Origin of the sequence: Pseudomonas urmiensis (genome assembly GCF_014268815.2) — a bacterium.
GTDB classification, from domain to species: domain Bacteria; phylum Pseudomonadota; class Gammaproteobacteria; order Pseudomonadales; family Pseudomonadaceae; genus Aquipseudomonas; species Aquipseudomonas urmiensis.
This window is the reverse complement of record NZ_JABWRE020000001.1, coordinates 4341498-4356838: the sequence shown is the minus strand read 5'-3', so window position 1 is coordinate 4356838 and position 15341 is coordinate 4341498. Positions and strand designations below refer to the sequence as shown.

Genomic DNA, 15341 nt, shown 5'->3' with positions numbered 1-15341 from the left:
ATGCGCCAATGGCATCACCTGCTGGGCCTGGCCCTGCTGATCAGCAGCGTGCCCGGCTGCAGTGCCGGTGTGAGCGTGCCGGCCCAGCCTGCGCCCGCCAAAGTTGCCACCGCGCTCGCCACTCGCCAGGACGGCAACCTCGGCGTGTTCGCCGACAAGTTGCGCAACGCCAGGCGTGCGCCTGTCTCTATTGTCCAGCTGGGTGACTCACATACCGCCGCCGACCTGTTCAGTGGCGAGCTACGGCGTCTGCTGCAAGCGCGCTATGGCGATGGTGGTATCGGCCTGGTGCCGGCGACCTCGGTGCCGGGTATCCGCAATGATCGGGTGATCATCAACAGTGAGCGCCGCCAGTGGGAGTTGATCTCGGCGCGTAACCAGCAGAGCAGCCAGTTTCCTCTGGGCGGCTACCTGTCGTTGCCGCTCGCAGCCCGGCCTAAGGTGAACCTGCAAGCGCGCGACGCCGATGCGCAGCGTTACAAGGTGTCTGCCTTGTACCAGGCCAGCCGTAACAGCACCTTGCTCGCCAATGGCAATCAGCGGCGCATGCTGCCAGCCACCAACGGTCAGTGGCGCTTGAGCCCAGCGTTTAACAATCTTGGCCTGCCGATGCAGCTAGGCCTGGAGGGGGGCGAGGGTGTGCTGCTGGGTGGCTGGTACCTCCAGGGGCAGAAGAATGCCGGGGTGACCTATTCCTCGCTGGGCATCAATGGTGCGCGTCTGGAGGTTGTGGATAAGTGGCAGCCCGGTTGGCAAGACAGCCTCAAGCTGTTGCGACCGGACCTGGTGATCCTCGCCTACGGCACCAACGAGGCGTTCGATGACAAGCTCGACCTGGCGCTGTACCAGTCTCAGCTCGATGCGACCCTGAGCAGCTTGCGCAAGCAGTTGCCGCGGGCGGCGATCTTGTTGGTCGGGCCACCGGACTCGATCAAGCAGCGCAAGGCGCGTTCATGTGCAGCCAAGCAGCCACAGCCGTTGGCTGGGGTGGTGCGGGTGCAGCGGCAGATGGCGCAGAAACACAAGGCGTTGTTCTGGGATTGGCAGGCCTACATGGGCGGGCCATGTTCGATTGCCCGGTGGCAGGCCGGGGGGCTGGCGCGAGGGGATATGGTGCACCTGACTGGCGAGGGTTATCGCAAGAGTGCGGCGGGGTTGTATGAGTTCTTGAAAGGGTCGCTTCGGTTGCGCTGAGGCGGCCAACGCCATCGCGGGGCAAGCCCGCTCCCACGCGGCTTAAACTCTGCGTGGGAGCGGGCTTGCCCCGCGATAGGGTTCTACAACCAGTGCTGTAGACGATGGATCAGGCGGGCACCGCCTCGCGCTCCATCATCGCTACGCGGTACTGCGCCAGCTCTTCGATGGTCAGCATTGGCATGTTGTACTGGCGGGCATACACCGCCACCTGCTCACCGCGGGCCATGGTGCCGTCGGGGTTCATCAGCTCGCACAGCACGCCGGCCGGACGCAGCCCAGCCAGGCGCGCCAGGTCCACGGTACCTTCGGTGTGACCACGGCGAGTCAGTACGCCACCGTTGCGCGCACGCAGCGGGAACACGTGGCCAGGGCTGACGATCTGGCGCTGTTCGGCAGTCGAGCGCAGCGCAGCTTCGATAGTGGTGATGCGGTCCTGGGCAGAAACGCCGGTGGTGATGCCTTCGGCCGCTTCGATGGTAACGGTGAAGCCGGTGCCATGGCGGGCCTGGTTGTTCTGCACCATCGGCGCCAGTTGCAGGGCGTCGACGGTGGCTTCATCCAGGCACAGGCAAACGATGCCGCTGCAATCGCGGATCATCATGGCCATGGTCTGCATCGAGATGTTTTCGGCGGCGGCAATGATATCCGCTTCGTCCTCGCGATCGTTGTCGTCGAGCAACAGCACCGGTCGGCCAGTCTGGAAAGCGGCAATGGCAGCCGCGACATTGGGGAATTGCTTTTGCAGCATGGGGGACATGAAACGCTCCTCGTGAATAATCGATGAACGTCTCGGGGCGAACAAAACGCGCGCGCAGCAGCACCTTTTTGGCTGCTACCAAACGCCTTCTTTCATCCGGACTATGACCGTCGGCCCTGGAATCTCACCAGATCTGCTGTCCCCCGACAGGGTCGGGGCGCTCGCGGGCTCATCTTTCGATTTACCGCCGGTGGGGACTTTCACCCCGCCCTGAAGACCGGCCAAGCATACAGCACTGTGCCACCTGGTTGGCAAGCCGCCGGCCTACGACCTTCGGCGGTATCATGGGTTATAGCTTTTTGTGGAAACGACACCATGGACATTCTCCAAGTCGCCGGCGGCAAGCCGATCAAACTGTGGACCGACGGCGTGCCGGTAGAGGAGGAAGCCCGCCAGCAGTTGCTCAACACCGCGCGCATGCCGTTCATCTTCAAGCACCTGGCGGTGATGCCGGACGTGCACCTGGGCAAGGGTTCGACCATCGGCAGTGTGATCCCCACAGTGGGGGCGATCATCCCTGCGGCAGTGGGCGTGGATATCGGTTGCGGCATGATCGCCGCACGTACCTCGTTGCATGCGCGCGACCTGCCGGACAACCTGCATGGCCTGCGCAGCGCCATCGAACAGGCCGTACCTCACGGCAAGACTTTCGGCCGGCGTGATCAGGGCGCCTGGGACACTGTGCCCAACCAGGCCGAGCGCATGTGGAGTGGCCTGGTCGCGCGTTTCAAGGCCATCACCGACAAGTACCCACGGCTGGAGAAAACCAACAACCGCCATCACCTGGGCACGCTCGGCGGTGGTAATCATTTCATCGAAGTCTGCCTGGATGAAGCCGACCGGGTCTGGTTCATGCTGCACAGCGGCTCACGCGGGGTCGGCAATGCGATCGGCAACCTGTTCATCGAGCTGGCCCAGGCCGACATGCGTCAGCACCTGGCCAACCTGCCCGACAAGGACCTGGCCTATTTCGAAGAGGGCAGCCGGCATTTTGCCGATTATGTCGAGGCGGTGCAGTGGGCTCAGGATTTTGCCCGACACAACCGCGAACTGATGATGCTGGCGGTGGTTGGCGCCACGCGCAAGGTATTGGGTAAGCGCTTCGAGGCCAGCCTGGAGGCGGTCAACTGTCACCACAACTACGTGCAACGCGAACAGCATTTTGGTCGCGAAGTGCTGGTGACCCGCAAGGGCGCGGTGTCGGCGCGCCAGGGCGAGCTGGGCATCATTCCAGGCTCGATGGGTGCCAAGAGCTTTATCGTGCGTGGGCTGGGTAATGAGCAGTCGTTCTGCTCGTGCAGCCACGGTGCCGGGCGAGTGATGAGCCGAACCAAGGCCAAGAGCCGTTTCACTGTCGAGGATCAGCGCCGCGCCACGGCCCATGTCGAGTGCCGCAAGGACAAGCAGGTGATCGATGAGATTCCCATGGCCTACAAGGACATCGATGCTGTCATGCTGGCTCAGCGCGAGTTGGTGGAGGTTGTGCATACCTTGCGCCAGGTGGTTTGCGTCAAGGGTTAAGCGGCTTAACTATCTACCTCGCTGGTTATGCTGCGTGCTCTACCTTGTTGATCTGCCCAATACGGGGCAGATCAACAAGAGACGATTATGAGTACCCAATATCCCTTCACTGCTGTCGATGTGCAAAACGCTTTCGAGCAGCTCCATAACAGCTTGTTCAACAAGACCCGTGAGATTGATGCGGGCGATAGCTTGCCCAGTCCGAAGATCCTCATCCTCGCCGGCGCCCAGGGCTCGGGTAAAACCTACCTGCTGGAGAACACCCTGTTACGCAGCAAGCGCTACGAAAACTATGTGCGCTTGTACCTGCCTTCCTTCCGCGAGCTGCACCCGTCCTACGAGACGATGAAGCCTAACGGCGTGCTGCATGTCTACGAGCACACCGAGGATTTTATCTGGCGGTTGGGCGAGATGATCTGTAGCTATGCCATGGAGAACAAGTACAACATCATCATGGAAACGGCCCTGGATAACCCAGGTTTCGCCAAGTTCCCCCCAGTAGCGGCGAATCTTGGCTACCAGTTCGAAGTGCATGTGATTGCTTGCCAGAAGGAGCTCAGCCATTGGGCCTCGCTCGACCGGGTGGTTAAAAGCGTGGCCAAAGGCGAGCTGGAGCGCGTGGTGACCTTGACCCAGATCGAGGAAGCGCAGGCCAACGCGCGAAAGATTCTCGATGCTTTCGAAAATGCCTGCACGCAGAAGGTTGGATCGCAAATCGTCCTGTATCTGCGCGGTATGGAGACCGATATGGAAAGTCGGCCGGTCTGCTACAGCACGTGCAACGCCATCGGCGAACTAGCCCCGCAGCAGAACTACTTAGGGCAAGCGTTTGTATATCTAGCGCATCTGAGCTTCAAGATCAGTCGCAACGCCAAGGAGAGTTTTCCTTGCTCATACATTCAATACTCGCAAGTTGTGCATGCCGGATTGATGGGCAAGGAAGTGCGCCAAAAGATGGCAGCGGCTTGTTGTAAAACCTTGGGCAAGGCACAGATTACTGACATGCCGACCGCTGTGTTCCGTGAGTTGTGCCTTTATGTCCTCAGATATGTAAACCCTTGAGCGCCATGACATGTAGTGTTGACGGGCTGTGCTGAGATTACTTGGCCATCGTCTCGATCACTCGTCGCAGGGACGCCGGCAACATCGGCCCATGCCCCAACCCGTCGAAGCGTTCGAAGCGCACCTGTAGTCCCTGCACCTTCGCCAGGTCAGCGACCAGTTCGCGTGCTGGACGCTCGACATCACCTTTGACCGCTGCGCGCGGGTTGGATGGCTCGTCACCGCCGCGCATCAGCAGCAGGTTCGGTCGGGCGTCACCCAGGCGTTGTTGCAAACCCTGCGCCTCATTGACGACGGCGCCATCATGCCACCACAGCGAGGGGCTGGCGGCAGCGTAGGTGCTGAACTCGCCAGGGCGGGTGAACAGTGCATGCAGTACCGCCAGGCCGCCGTAAGAGTGTCCCCACAGGGTCTGCCGACTGGCGTCGATGGGGGCCACCTCGGCCACCATCGGCCGCATGCGCTGGCTAAGCAGATCGAAGAACTGTTGCACGCCACCGCTGGGCTGTCCGCTGAGCGGATCGAGCTGCTCGCGCTGGCCTGGCAGGGCAGGGGTGTAGTCGTAGGTGCGGGCGCTGCGCTCGATGCGTTGCGCGGTTTGATAGCCTACGGCAACCAGCAGTGGTGCCTGGCCCTTGGCGAGTTGATCGAGCAGGGCTGGGTCGAGCGCGCCGAGGGCGGCGTTGCCATCGAGCATCCACAGCACCGGATAGCCTGTTGCAGGGGCGGGTCGCTGGGGCGTGCCGATCCATAGCTGGTAGTGGCGCTTGCCGTCGGCCGAATCCAGTGTGAGGGTGGTGAAGCGGTAGGCCAGGTCCTGACGTTGCAGCAGGCTGGTGTCCATTTTCTGCTCCGGCATGGGTCGTGCCAGGGCGGGGGCGCTGGTTATCACGAGGGCCAATGCCAGGGTGAAGGTGGTCAGTTTCATCAGGCGATCTCGTTATGGCTTGCTCCGCGCGTCATCTGCTGTGACGAGTCTTCAGAAGACTTCGCTATACAAGCATCGTCCAGCCGGTTGGGTCAGCAGGGGAGGCTTGGTAGGTGGGGTCGACCAGAGCCGGCACTGGATTTGTCCTAACGCAGGAAATTTTGGCGGATTGCTCAAGGTTGCTATTTTTACCTTGGCATCGGCGATGGCCACACACTGCGGCGCGTAAGTCTCGATGTCTTTTAGGGACGTGCGCGCATAGCGGCCAGGGCACAACGATCCTTGTGTCACGTGGTGTGTCAGTGCCAACTCAAATTTTACGCATTAAAAAGCCGGCTTGTGGCCGGCTTCTCGGGGACGATCTTGGCTCATTTTTGGTAAGCCGCAACCGCCTTAAACGGTATGGCCTCAAGGACCATGAAAAAGATGGCAGACGGCTGTATGAGGCGTCGCCAGGCCCTCTGGAGCGCGGCCTTGGCCGGTCTGGGGCGAAATGTGCGGGCAAGGATACTAGGGCTCGCTCGTGTTGCCCAGCAAAAAGTGGCACTGGGTGTTTCAGCCTGATACTGGCTGGCTGAAATATGACCAATGAAACACCCGGCCAAGGATTTCCAGGCCTTGCGCATGGCGTTGGGCGGGGGTGTAGCGCTCGACGGCGTAATTGCGGCGGTCGTGGCTGTGTAAACACAGGGTGTCGTTGTTGCCGAGGCTGAGACTGTGCACTTTCAGTTGGCCGTTGTGCAGTAGGGCATAGGCTTGGCCTTCGACGACTTGAGTCATGCCCCGGTCGATGGCAACGATGGCGTTCACGGGGATCAGCGGGGCCATGTTGGCGGCGGGCATGTTCACGCAGATGGCCTGTTCCACTGCCACGCCAAGCGCTTCGAGGGCTTGCTGGGGGAGCGGCAGATAGCTGTGTTGGTCGGCTTGCAGACGCCTGTTGCGCACGCTGTGTAGGGCGATGTTTATCATGCGCGTATCGTCGCCCAGCAGCGGGCTGGCTTTTGCCGGGGTGGGCGTTAAGAGGCTTTGGCGCAGGATCGGGCTTGGATGTTTAGGGCCTTCGCCGCTTAGCAGCCAGCGACGGTGCACGCAGAACAGGTCGGCGGTTTCATCGAGGCGGGCCAGAGGAATACCGCGCTTGAACCAGTTGTTGACGTGCTGGGGCGTGACGCCGCGCTGGGCAGCGAAGTCGGAAGGGGTTAGTTCGCACTCCTGAAGGAGTGACTTTAGGCGGTCACCAGAGGTAGTCATGGGTCCGAGTCTAGCGGGCAAGCGGCTGCGGGAAAATGAACCTGAGGTTTGCGTGGTGTGTGAGAAATGGCGTGTATTGAGAGACGGCTCCTAGGACTGAGTAGGACTTTTCTTGGATATTGCCCTTACCGCCGTTGAGCAGGCACAAAAAAGCCCCGCCGAAGCGGGGCTCTAGATACCCATCGGGCTTAGCCTTTGTAGGCTGCAACCGATTTGGTGATCGCGGCACGGGCGGCGTCAGCGCCGTCCCAGCCTTCGATCTTGACCCACTTGCCCTTCTCGAGATCTTTGTAGTTCGCGAAGAAGTGCTCGATCTGCTGGATCAGCAGCGCTGGCAGGTCGGTGTACTCTTTGACGTCGACGTACAGCTGCGACAGCTTGTCGTGCGGTACGGCGATGACTTTGGCGTCGCCGCCGCCGTCGTCGGTCATGTTCAGGATGCCGACTGGACGGGCGCGGATGACCGAGCCTGGAGCGACCGGGTAAGGGGTCACGACCAGCACGTCGAGCGGATCACCGTCGTCAGCCAGGGTGTTGGGGATGTAGCCGTAGTTGGCTGGGTAGAACATCGGGGTAGCCATGAAACGGTCGACGAACAGCGCGTCGCTGTCTTTGTCGATCTCGTATTTGATCGGCGCGTGGTTAGCCGGGATCTCGATGGCGACGTAGATGTCGTTCGGCAGGTCTTTGCCAGCCGGAATCTTGCTGTAGCTCATTGGGCAGTGCCCCCGTGTCTGATCGGAAAATTGGCGGCGATTATAGGCATATTCTGCTGGGCCACGCCACGCCCTGCCTGATGTGCGGGCGTGTGCAGGAGCATGTCAGTGCTGATGATCGCGGTACAGCGGATGTTCGGCCTGTAGTTGGCTCAGGCGGGCTAATGGATCCTGGCGGTAGAACAGCGCCAATTGCTGGTACACCTGTGGATAAGCCTGGTGCAGCAGGTCGGGGGCGCTGAAGAAATACTCGCTGGTGACGGCAAAGAATTCGCCGGGGTTTTCCGCAGCGTAGGGGTCGATGGCGGTCTCGGCTTCAGGGTTGGCGTCCAGCTGCCGGTTGAGATCGTCGTAGGCGTGTTGCATGGCCTTGGACCAGTCGCCGACGTGCATGTCGCTGTGCAGTGGCGGCAGGCCGTTGGCGTCGCCGTTGAGCATGTCGAGTTTGTGCGCCAGCTCGTGGATCACCAGGTTGTAGGCCTCCCAGCCACCCCCGCTGAGCACGCCGTCCCAGGCCAGGATCACCGGGCCTTGTTGCCAGGCTTCGCCGCTGTGTTCGCCGTCATACACGTGCTCGACGCCGCTGGCGTCGCGGTGGCGCTGGGGGCTTTTGAAGTCGTCGGGGTAGAGGATGATTTCGTGAAAGCCTTGATACCAGTCCAGGTCGCCCAGGTGCAGCAGTGGCAACTGGGCCTGGGCGGCGAGCAGCAGGGGCTGCTGGTCGTCCAGCTCGACGCCGGGCAGGGTGGTCAGGTGCTTGTCATGCAGAAACAACACGCAGGCTTCGCGCAGCCAGCGGTCTTCTTCCTCGCTGATACCGTCGAGCAGTGGCAGCTGTTCACGAACAGCCTGCCACAGCTGGGCATCGATCGGATAACGGGCCAGGGTACGTCGACGCCGCCAGGCGCGTAACGACCACATGGGCCGGTCAGTGCGCCTTGGCGGCGCGGCCGAAGCGGCCACGCAGCAAACCGAGGATCATCGGCACCAGCGACAAGACGATGATGGCGACGACCATCAGCGACAGGTGCTGCTTGATGAACGGCACATTGCCGAAGAAGAAGCCCAGGGTGACCAGGCCGCCGACCCACAACAGCGAGCCGGCGACGCTGAAGGCCAGGAAGCGCGGGTAATGCATGTGGGCGATGCCGGCGACGAACGGCGCAAAGGTGCGCAGGATCGGCAGGAAACGCGCCAGGGTCACGGTCTTGCCGCCGTGGCGCTCGTAGAATTCGTGGGTGCGCTGCAGGTAATCGCGGCGGAAGATCTTCGAATCGGGTTTGTTGAACAAGCGTTCGCCCGCCGTTCGCCCGATCACATAATTGGTACTGTCGCCCATGATTGCCGCCGCCATCAGTAGGCCGGACAGCAGTACTGGGTCCATTCCGCCGCCTGCGGCCACGGCACCAGCGATGAACAGCAGCGAGTCGCCGGGCAGGAAGGGCATCACCACCAGGCCGGTCTCGCAGAAGATCACGGCAAACAGAATGGCGTAGATCCAGGGGCCGTAGTTGGTGACCAGCAGATCGAGGTAGGCATCGAGATGCAGGATAAGGTCCAGCGGGTTGAAATCCATGTACAGCACCTGTGTTCTTGACCCGCGACTACGGGCGCGCAAAGACGGAGATCGGCAAGGCCGTAGGCTTGTTTACCTGCGAGTGGGTAAATTTTCACACATGTAGGAGGGGCATTATACGGACAAGGGGAGATTGTGCCCGGGGAGATTGTAGCGGCGGGTTACGATGGTTTGGCTGGGATGAGGGCTACGTGGGAACGGGTTGCCGCAATCGCGGGGCAAGCCCGCTCCCACGCTTGGCCACAACCCGCATAGCGACCTCGCGTGGGGTAGCTCAATCCTGGTTGATCGGCAAAATGTAGCTGGTGAACTCGGTATCTTCGCGAAAGCCCATGGATTCGTAGGTTTTCTTCGCCACCTCGTTATCACTGCTGGTCGACACCCGCATGCGCACGGCATTGGTTTCTTTGGCCATTTTCTTGGCCTCGCGCATCAGGTGGTCGGCCACCAGCATGCGCCGGGCGTCTTCGGCCACGTAGATGTCGTTGAGAATCCACACGCGCTTGAGCGACAGCGACGAGAAGCTCGGATACAGCTGGCAGAAACCCAGCAGCTTGCTGTCGTCATCATCCGCCAGCGCCAGGTAGATCACCGACTCTTTGAGCCTGAGGCGCTTCTCGAGGAAGCTGCGCGAACTGTCCGGATAGGGCAACTGCCCATAGAACTCGCGGTACTTCACGAACAACGGGTTGAGCAGGTCGAGGTGTTCCAGGGTTGCCTTGATGATGCGCATGTGCGGCCCTCAGAGTCCATTTGGGGAAACAGCGGATTGCCAGCAGCTTTCAAGGGCATGCTGCCCCAATGCAGGCTAGAAGCGCAATCCACCTTCCGTGACATGATTTTTACTCTTCCCCAAGTAGGAAGTTTCCGCTTTTGCTTGAAGAGTTTTCAGTGTCGAGGCTATGGACCTCGGCTTCGTCCTTAAGATTCACCCCCGACAGCTGGCGCCGGCAGGCTTCGCGCATCAGGTACAACAGGCGGTGAGCGGCCATGCCGTAGCTCAAACCCTCCAGGCGTACGTTGGAAATGCAGTTGCGATAGGCGTCGGTCAGGCCGACCTTGGGGCCGTAGGTGAAGTACAGGCCAAGGCTGTCTGGCGAGCTCAGGCCAGGGCGTTCGCCGATCAACATCACGGTCATGCGTGCGCCAAGCAGTTCACCGACTTCATCGGCCACGGCAACCCGGCCTTGCTCGACCAGCACCACCGGGGCACTGCTCCAGCCGTCAGCGGCGGCCTGCTCTTCGAAGCGCGCGAGCAACGGCAAGGTATGGCGGTGTACGGCCAGGGCCGACAGACCGTCGGCGACCACGATGGCCAGGTCGACGCCACCCGGATTGGCTTGGGCGTGCTCGCGCAGTTGCTGGACCGACTCCTGGTTCAGCCGGCGGCCCAGATCCGGGCGTTGCAGGTACTGGTCGCGGTCGCTGGCGGCGCTGTGCAACAGCAGGCTGTCTCGGCCGCGTTCGCTCAGTTGGCTGCGCAGGCTCGCGTGATCGAAGGCCAGGTGCACCGCATCACGGGCCTGGGCGTGAGCGAACTGGAAATCCAGCTGGGCGCCGGTCGGCAGGCTGATGCCGCTGCGGCCCAGGGCAATCCGCGCCGGGGTGAGATTGCGCAGGGCCAACCAGGGGTTGTCGTGGGTGGGCGTGTGTCGTTCCATGGTCACCTCTAGGCCAACTGCGCCAAGGCTTGGCGGAAAGCGGGCGGCAGGTTGTCGCCAAAGCGAATGCGGCCATCGGCCTGGGTGAAGATGCCGGTGCGCTCAAGCCACGCCTCGAATTCCGGGCCGGGCTTGAGGCCCAGGGTCTGGCGCGCATATAGCGCGTCGTGGAACGAGGTGGTCTGGTAATTGAGCATGATGTCGTCGGAGCCGGGGATGCCCATGATGAAGTTGATCCCGGCCACACCCAGCAGGGTCAGCAGGGTGTCCATGTCGTCCTGGTCGGCTTCGGCGTGGTTGGTGTAGCAGATGTCGCAGCCCATCGGCACGCCCAGCAGCTTGCCGCAGAAGTGGTCCTCCAGGCCGGCGCGGATGATCTGCTTGCCGTTGTACAGGTATTCCGGGCCGATGAAGCCGACCACGGTGTTGACCAGAAACGGCTTGAAATGGCGGGCCACGGCATAGGCGCGGGTTTCGCAGGTCTGCTGGTCAACGCCATGGTGAGCGTTGGCCGACAGGGCGCTGCCTTGGCCGGTTTCGAAATACATCAGGTTCTGGCCGAGGGTGCCGCGCTTGAGCGACAGGCCGGCTTCATAGCCTTCCTGCAGGACATTGAGATTGATGCCAAAGCCGGCGTTGGCCGCCTCGGTGCCGGCGATGGACTGGAATACCAGGTCCAGCGGCACGCCGCGGTTGATCGCCTCGATCGAGGTGGTGACGTGAGTCAGCACGCAGGCCTGGGTGGGGATCTGGTAGCGCTGGATGATCGCATCGAGCATTTCCAGCATGGCGCAGATCGAAGAAATACTGTCGGTGGCCGGGTTGATGCCGATCATGGCGTCACCGTTGCCATACAGCAGCCCGTCGAGGATGCTCGCGGCGATCCCGGCCGGTTCATCGGTCGGATGGTTCGGTTGCAGGCGGGTCGACAGCCGACCGCGCAGGCCCATGGTGCCGCGGAACTGGGTCTCCACGCGGATTTTCTGCGCGACCAGCACCAGATCCTGCACGCGCATGATTTTCGACACTGCCGCAGCCATTTCCGGGGTCAGGCCGGGGGCGAGGGCGCGTAGGCTGTCTTGCGTGGCGTCTTCGCCGAGCAGCCAGTCGCGCAGGCCGCCCACCGTCAGGTGGCTGACCGGGGCAAAGGCTTCGGCGTCATGGCTGTCGATGATCAGCCGGGTGACTTCGTCTTGCTCATAAGGGATCAGCGCCTCACTCAAAAAATGCGTGAGCGGGATGTTGGCCAGGGCCATCTGCGCGGCGACCCGTTCGCCGTCGTTGCTGGCCGCGACCCCAGCCAGAAAGTCGCCCGAGCGCGCCGGGCTGGCCTTGGCCATGACTTCCTTGAGGCTGTCGAAGCGGTAGACCAGGTTGCCTACCGTGTGTACGAAACTTGCCATACAGACTCTCCAGAGCGCCGCAGGAGCTAGCTGCGGCGCGTATCGGCGATCAGTGCAGGGCCTCTTCGGCCTTTTGGATCGCGGCGAATTCCTCTTCCGGCGTCCCCGCTACCAAGTGGTGGCGGCTGTAGAAAGCAAAGTAGGCAATTAATACCCCATAGATCACTGCCGCGCCAATCACCACGCGCGGATCGACCAGGAATCCGGCGACCACCGCCAGGCACGCCAAGACCAGGGCCACGCCCGAGGTGAAGATGCCGCCTGGGGTGCGGTACGGACGCTCCATCTTGGGGCGACGAATACGCAGGGTGATGTGTGCGGCCATCATCAGCACGTACGACAGGGTGGCGCCGAACACCGCGACCAGGATCAGCAAGTCACCCTGGCCAGTCAGCGACAGGGCGAAACCGATGATCCCCGGGATGACCAGGGCCAGCACGGGCGCTTTGCTTTTGTTGGTCTCGGACAATTTGCGTGGCAGGTAGCCGGCGCGAGAAAGCGCAAAGATCTGCCGCGAATAGGCGTAGATGATCGAGAAGAAGCTGGCGATCAGGCCAGCAAGGCCGACCAGGTTGACGAAGTTGCCCATCCAGGTTGAGCCGCCGTAAGCCTTCGACAGCGCCTCGACCAGAGGATTGCCCGAGGCCTTGAGCGCTTCGGAACCCGCGCCACCCGGGCCGATCACCAGAATCAGCAGGGCAAAGGCGAGCAGCACCAGCATCGCCCCGATCAGACCGCGCGGCAGGTCGCGTTTGGGGTTCTTGGTTTCTTCGGCAGCCAATGGCACACCTTCGACCGCCAGGAAGAACCAGATCGCATAGGGGATCGCCGCCCACACGCCGATGTAGCCGAATGGCAGGAAGCTGCTGGCGCCTGCCGCGCTGGTTGGGGCGATATCGAACAGGTTGGCTGCATCAAAATGGGGCACCATGCCGATCAGGAACACCACCAGGGCAATCGCCGCCACCGCGGTGATGATGAACATCAGTTTCAACGCCTCGCCAACACCGAAGATGTGGATGCCGATGAAGACGATGTAGAAGGCGAGATAAATCATCCAGCCGCCGATGCCGAACAGTGACTGGCAATAGGCGCCGATGAACACCGCGATAGCGGCCGGGGCGATGGCGTATTCGATGAGGATCGCGGTACCGGTCAAGAAGCCGCCCCAGGGGCCGAAGGCGCTACGGGCGAAGCCGTAGCCGCCGCCTGCGGTGGGGATCATCGACGACAGTTCGGCCAGCGAGAAGCACATGCACAGGTACATGGTGGCCATCAGCAGGGTGGCGAGGAACATGCCGCCCCAGCCGCCTTGGGCCAGGCCGAAGTTCCACCCGGCGTAGTCGCCGGAGATCACGTAGGCGACCCCCAGGCCGACCAGCAAGACCCAGCCGGCGGCGCCTTTTTTCAGTTCACGTTGCTGGAAATAGTCTGAGCCGACTTTTTCGAAGTCGACGGAAGAAGTGGCCGGTGTGCTACCGGAATGATCGCTTGGCATAGGTTCACCTGTTGTTTTTCTTGGTGGCCGGAAGGCTTCCGGCCGATGGTGATGGGTACTGCAGGAAGCGAGCCAGAGCGGTTCGTTCAGACGATCCGGTCTGGAATGGTAAAAGTCAGTGCCGGCCTCTTCGCGGGCAAGCCCGTTCCCACAGGGACAGCACAGTTTCAAATGCAGTGGTGTACCTGTGGGAGCGGGCTTGCCCCGCGATGGGATCACCCGGTGTTAGAAGAAGCCCAGCGGATTGATGTCGTAGCTCACCAGCAGGTTCTTGGTCTGCTGATAATGATCGAGCATCATCTTGTGGGTTTCACGGCCTACGCCGGATTTCTTATAGCCGCCAAACGCGGCGTGCGCCGGGTACAGGTGGTAGCAGTTGGTCCACACCCGGCCTGCCTTGATCCCACGGCCCATGCGGTAGGCGCGGTTGATATCACGGGTCCACACGCCGGCGCCCAGACCGAACTCGGTGTCGTTGGCAATCGCCAGCGCTTCGGCTTCATCCTTGAAGGTAGTGACGCTGACCACCGGGCCGAAGATCTCTTCCTGGAACACGCGCATCTTGTTGTTGCCCTTGAGCAGGGTCGGCTGGATGTAATAGCCGGTCGCCAGGGCGCCTTCGAGTTTTTCCACCTTGCCGCCAGTGAGCAGCTCGGCGCCTTCTTCCTGGGCGATGTCCAGGTACGAGAGGATTTTCTCGAACTGTTGCTGCGAGGCCTGGGCGCCGACCATGGTGTCGGTGTCCAGCGGGTCGCCACGCTTGATCTTCTTGACCTTGTTCAGCACCGCTTCCATGAACTGCGGGTAGATCGACTCCTGCACCAGCGCCCGCGAAGGACAGGTGCACACTTCGCCCTGGTTGAAGAACGCCAGGACCATGCCTTCGGCAGCCTTGTCGATGAAGCTCGGCTCGGCCTGCATGATGTCTTCGAAGTAGATGTTCGGCGACTTGCCGCCCAGCTCGACGGTGGACGGGATGATGTTCTCGGCTGCGCATTTCATGATGTGCGAGCCGACTGGGGTGGAGCCGGTGAAGGCGATCTTGGCGATGCGCTTGCTGGTGGCCAGGGCCTCGCCCGCTTCACGGCCATAACCTTGCACCACGTTTAGCACGCCCGGCGGCAGCAGGTCGCCGATCAGCTCGACCAGCACGGTGATGCCCAGTGGGGTCTGCTCGGCCGGCTTGAGCACCACGCAGTTACCGGCGGCCAGGGCCGGGGCGAGTTTCCAGGCGGCCATCAGGATCGGGAAGTTCCACGGAATGATCTGCCCGACCACGCCCAGCGGTTCGTGGATGTGATAGGCCACGGTGCCTTCGTTGATCTCGGCGGCGCCGCCTTCCTGGGCGCGGATGCAGCCAGCGAAGTAGCGGAAGTGGTCCACGGCCAGTGGGATGTCGGCGTTGAGGGTTTCGCGCACCGGCTTGCCGTTGTCCCAGGTTTCGGTGATGGCCAGCAGTTCGAGGTTCTGCTCGATGCGGTCGGCGATTTTCAGCAGGACGTTGGAGCGGTCCTGCACCGAGGTGCGGCCCCAGGCGTCGGCGGCTGCATGCGCGGCGTCCAGCGCCTTATCGATGTCTTCGGCAGTGGAGCGGGGGAATTCGGCGATCAGCTTGCCGTTCACCGGAGAAGTGTTTTCGAAATATTGCCCTTTGACCGGAGCTACGAACTCGCCACCGATGAAGTTCCCGTAACGGCTCTTGAAGCTGACCTTGGAGCCTTCGGTACCGGGATGTGCGTAACGCATGGTGTCTCTCCTGGCTATTGTG

Annotated in this window: 14 protein-coding genes and 1 riboswitch; of the genes, 3 read left to right on the top strand and 11 right to left on the bottom strand. The window is 61.9% G+C overall.

Annotation, left to right across the window (positions count from 1 at the left end):
- Positions 1 to 1194 (top strand): SGNH/GDSL hydrolase family protein, encoded by a 1194-nt coding sequence (locus HU737_RS19665; RefSeq protein ID WP_186556636.1) that lies wholly within the window; start codon positions 1 to 3, stop codon positions 1192 to 1194.
- A gap of 109 nt (positions 1195 to 1303) precedes the next feature.
- On the opposite strand, the gene ribB is transcribed toward HU737_RS19665, so the two are convergent.
- Positions 1304 to 1954, bottom strand: a complete 651-nt coding sequence (gene ribB / locus HU737_RS19660; RefSeq protein ID WP_186556637.1) for a 3,4-dihydroxy-2-butanone-4-phosphate synthase — start codon at positions 1952 to 1954, stop codon at positions 1304 to 1306.
- An 80-nt stretch (positions 1955 to 2034) separates the two neighbouring features.
- Positions 2035 to 2176, bottom strand: a riboswitch (FMN riboswitch).
- Positions 2177 to 2269: 93 nt separating this feature from the next.
- Between ribB and HU737_RS19655 the strand changes: the two genes are divergently transcribed.
- Positions 2270 to 3475, top strand: a complete 1206-nt coding sequence (locus tag HU737_RS19655; RefSeq protein WP_186556638.1) for an RtcB family protein — start codon at positions 2270 to 2272, stop codon at positions 3473 to 3475.
- Between the two features lie 87 nt (positions 3476 to 3562).
- Entirely contained in the window at positions 3563 to 4537 is a 975-nt protein-coding gene (locus tag HU737_RS19650; protein WP_186556639.1) for a zeta toxin family protein, read from the top strand.
- A 37-nt stretch (positions 4538 to 4574) separates the two neighbouring features.
- Here the strand turns inward: HU737_RS19650 and HU737_RS19645 are convergent, their stop codons facing one another.
- The 10 genes from HU737_RS19645 to exaC form a co-directional block, all read right to left on the bottom strand.
- Positions 4575 to 5465 carry an alpha/beta hydrolase gene (locus HU737_RS19645; RefSeq protein WP_186556640.1) on the bottom strand — a complete coding sequence of 297 codons (891 nt, stop codon included), beginning with the start codon at positions 5463 to 5465 and terminating at the stop codon, positions 4575 to 4577.
- Positions 5466 to 6020: 555 nt separating this feature from the next.
- On the bottom strand, positions 6021 to 6719 hold the full coding sequence (locus tag HU737_RS19640; RefSeq protein WP_186556641.1) for an XRE family transcriptional regulator: 699 nt from the start codon (positions 6717 to 6719) through the stop codon (positions 6021 to 6023).
- 188 nt (positions 6720 to 6907) lie between these two features.
- Positions 6908 to 7435: an inorganic diphosphatase gene (gene ppa, locus HU737_RS19635; RefSeq protein WP_110737970.1), complete on the bottom strand. Its 528-nt coding sequence runs from the start codon at positions 7433 to 7435 to the stop codon at positions 6908 to 6910.
- A 105-nt stretch (positions 7436 to 7540) separates the two neighbouring features.
- The gene (locus tag HU737_RS19630; protein WP_186556642.1) at positions 7541 to 8356 is read right to left on the bottom strand and encodes a M90 family metallopeptidase; all 816 of its coding nucleotides are present in this window, start codon (positions 8354 to 8356) and stop codon (positions 7541 to 7543) included.
- A gap of 7 nt (positions 8357 to 8363) precedes the next feature.
- The gene (locus HU737_RS19625; protein WP_186556643.1) at positions 8364 to 9011 is read right to left on the bottom strand and encodes a DedA family protein; all 648 of its coding nucleotides are present in this window, start codon (positions 9009 to 9011) and stop codon (positions 8364 to 8366) included.
- A gap of 274 nt (positions 9012 to 9285) precedes the next feature.
- Positions 9286 to 9744 (bottom strand): GNAT family N-acetyltransferase, encoded by a 459-nt coding sequence (locus HU737_RS19620; RefSeq protein ID WP_186556644.1) that lies wholly within the window; start codon positions 9742 to 9744, stop codon positions 9286 to 9288.
- Between the two features lie 109 nt (positions 9745 to 9853).
- A complete protein-coding gene (eutC, locus tag HU737_RS19615; protein ID WP_186556645.1) occupies positions 9854 to 10672 on the bottom strand; it encodes an ethanolamine ammonia-lyase subunit EutC in 819 nt (272 codons plus the stop codon).
- A gap of 8 nt (positions 10673 to 10680) precedes the next feature.
- The gene (locus tag HU737_RS19610) at positions 10681 to 12075 is read right to left on the bottom strand and encodes an ethanolamine ammonia-lyase subunit EutB (RefSeq protein WP_186556646.1); all 1395 of its coding nucleotides are present in this window, start codon (positions 12073 to 12075) and stop codon (positions 10681 to 10683) included.
- A gap of 49 nt (positions 12076 to 12124) precedes the next feature.
- Positions 12125 to 13573, bottom strand: coding sequence for an ethanolamine permease (gene eat / locus HU737_RS19605; protein ID WP_186556647.1), 1449 nt, complete (start codon positions 13571 to 13573; stop codon positions 12125 to 12127).
- Between the two features lie 225 nt (positions 13574 to 13798).
- Positions 13799 to 15319 (bottom strand): acetaldehyde dehydrogenase ExaC, encoded by a 1521-nt coding sequence (gene exaC, locus HU737_RS19600; protein ID WP_186556648.1) that lies wholly within the window; start codon positions 15317 to 15319, stop codon positions 13799 to 13801.
- Positions 15320 to 15341 lie beyond the last annotated feature (22 nt).

Coding starts and splice junctions, on each gene's coding strand:
- HU737_RS19665 (WP_186556636.1), top strand. CDS start 1: ATGCGCCAATGGCATCACCTGCTGGGCCTGGCCCTGCTGATCAGCAGC.
- ribB (WP_186556637.1), bottom strand. CDS start 1,954: ATGTCCCCCATGCTGCAAAAGCAATTCCCCAATGTCGCGGCTGCCATT.
- HU737_RS19655 (WP_186556638.1), top strand. CDS start 2,270: ATGGACATTCTCCAAGTCGCCGGCGGCAAGCCGATCAAACTGTGGACC.
- HU737_RS19650 (WP_186556639.1), top strand. CDS start 3,563: ATGAGTACCCAATATCCCTTCACTGCTGTCGATGTGCAAAACGCTTTC.
- HU737_RS19645 (WP_186556640.1), bottom strand. CDS start 5,465: ATGAAACTGACCACCTTCACCCTGGCATTGGCCCTCGTGATAACCAGC.
- HU737_RS19640 (WP_186556641.1), bottom strand. CDS start 6,719: ATGACTACCTCTGGTGACCGCCTAAAGTCACTCCTTCAGGAGTGCGAA.
- ppa (WP_110737970.1), bottom strand. CDS start 7,435: ATGAGCTACAGCAAGATTCCGGCTGGCAAAGACCTGCCGAACGACATC.
- HU737_RS19630 (WP_186556642.1), bottom strand. CDS start 8,356: ATGTGGTCGTTACGCGCCTGGCGGCGTCGACGTACCCTGGCCCGTTAT.
- HU737_RS19625 (WP_186556643.1), bottom strand. CDS start 9,011: ATGGATTTCAACCCGCTGGACCTTATCCTGCATCTCGATGCCTACCTC.
- HU737_RS19620 (WP_186556644.1), bottom strand. CDS start 9,744: ATGCGCATCATCAAGGCAACCCTGGAACACCTCGACCTGCTCAACCCG.
- eutC (WP_186556645.1), bottom strand. CDS start 10,672: ATGGAACGACACACGCCCACCCACGACAACCCCTGGTTGGCCCTGCGC.
- HU737_RS19610 (WP_186556646.1), bottom strand. CDS start 12,075: ATGGCAAGTTTCGTACACACGGTAGGCAACCTGGTCTACCGCTTCGAC.
- eat (WP_186556647.1), bottom strand. CDS start 13,573: ATGCCAAGCGATCATTCCGGTAGCACACCGGCCACTTCTTCCGTCGAC.
- exaC (WP_186556648.1), bottom strand. CDS start 15,319: ATGCGTTACGCACATCCCGGTACCGAAGGCTCCAAGGTCAGCTTCAAG.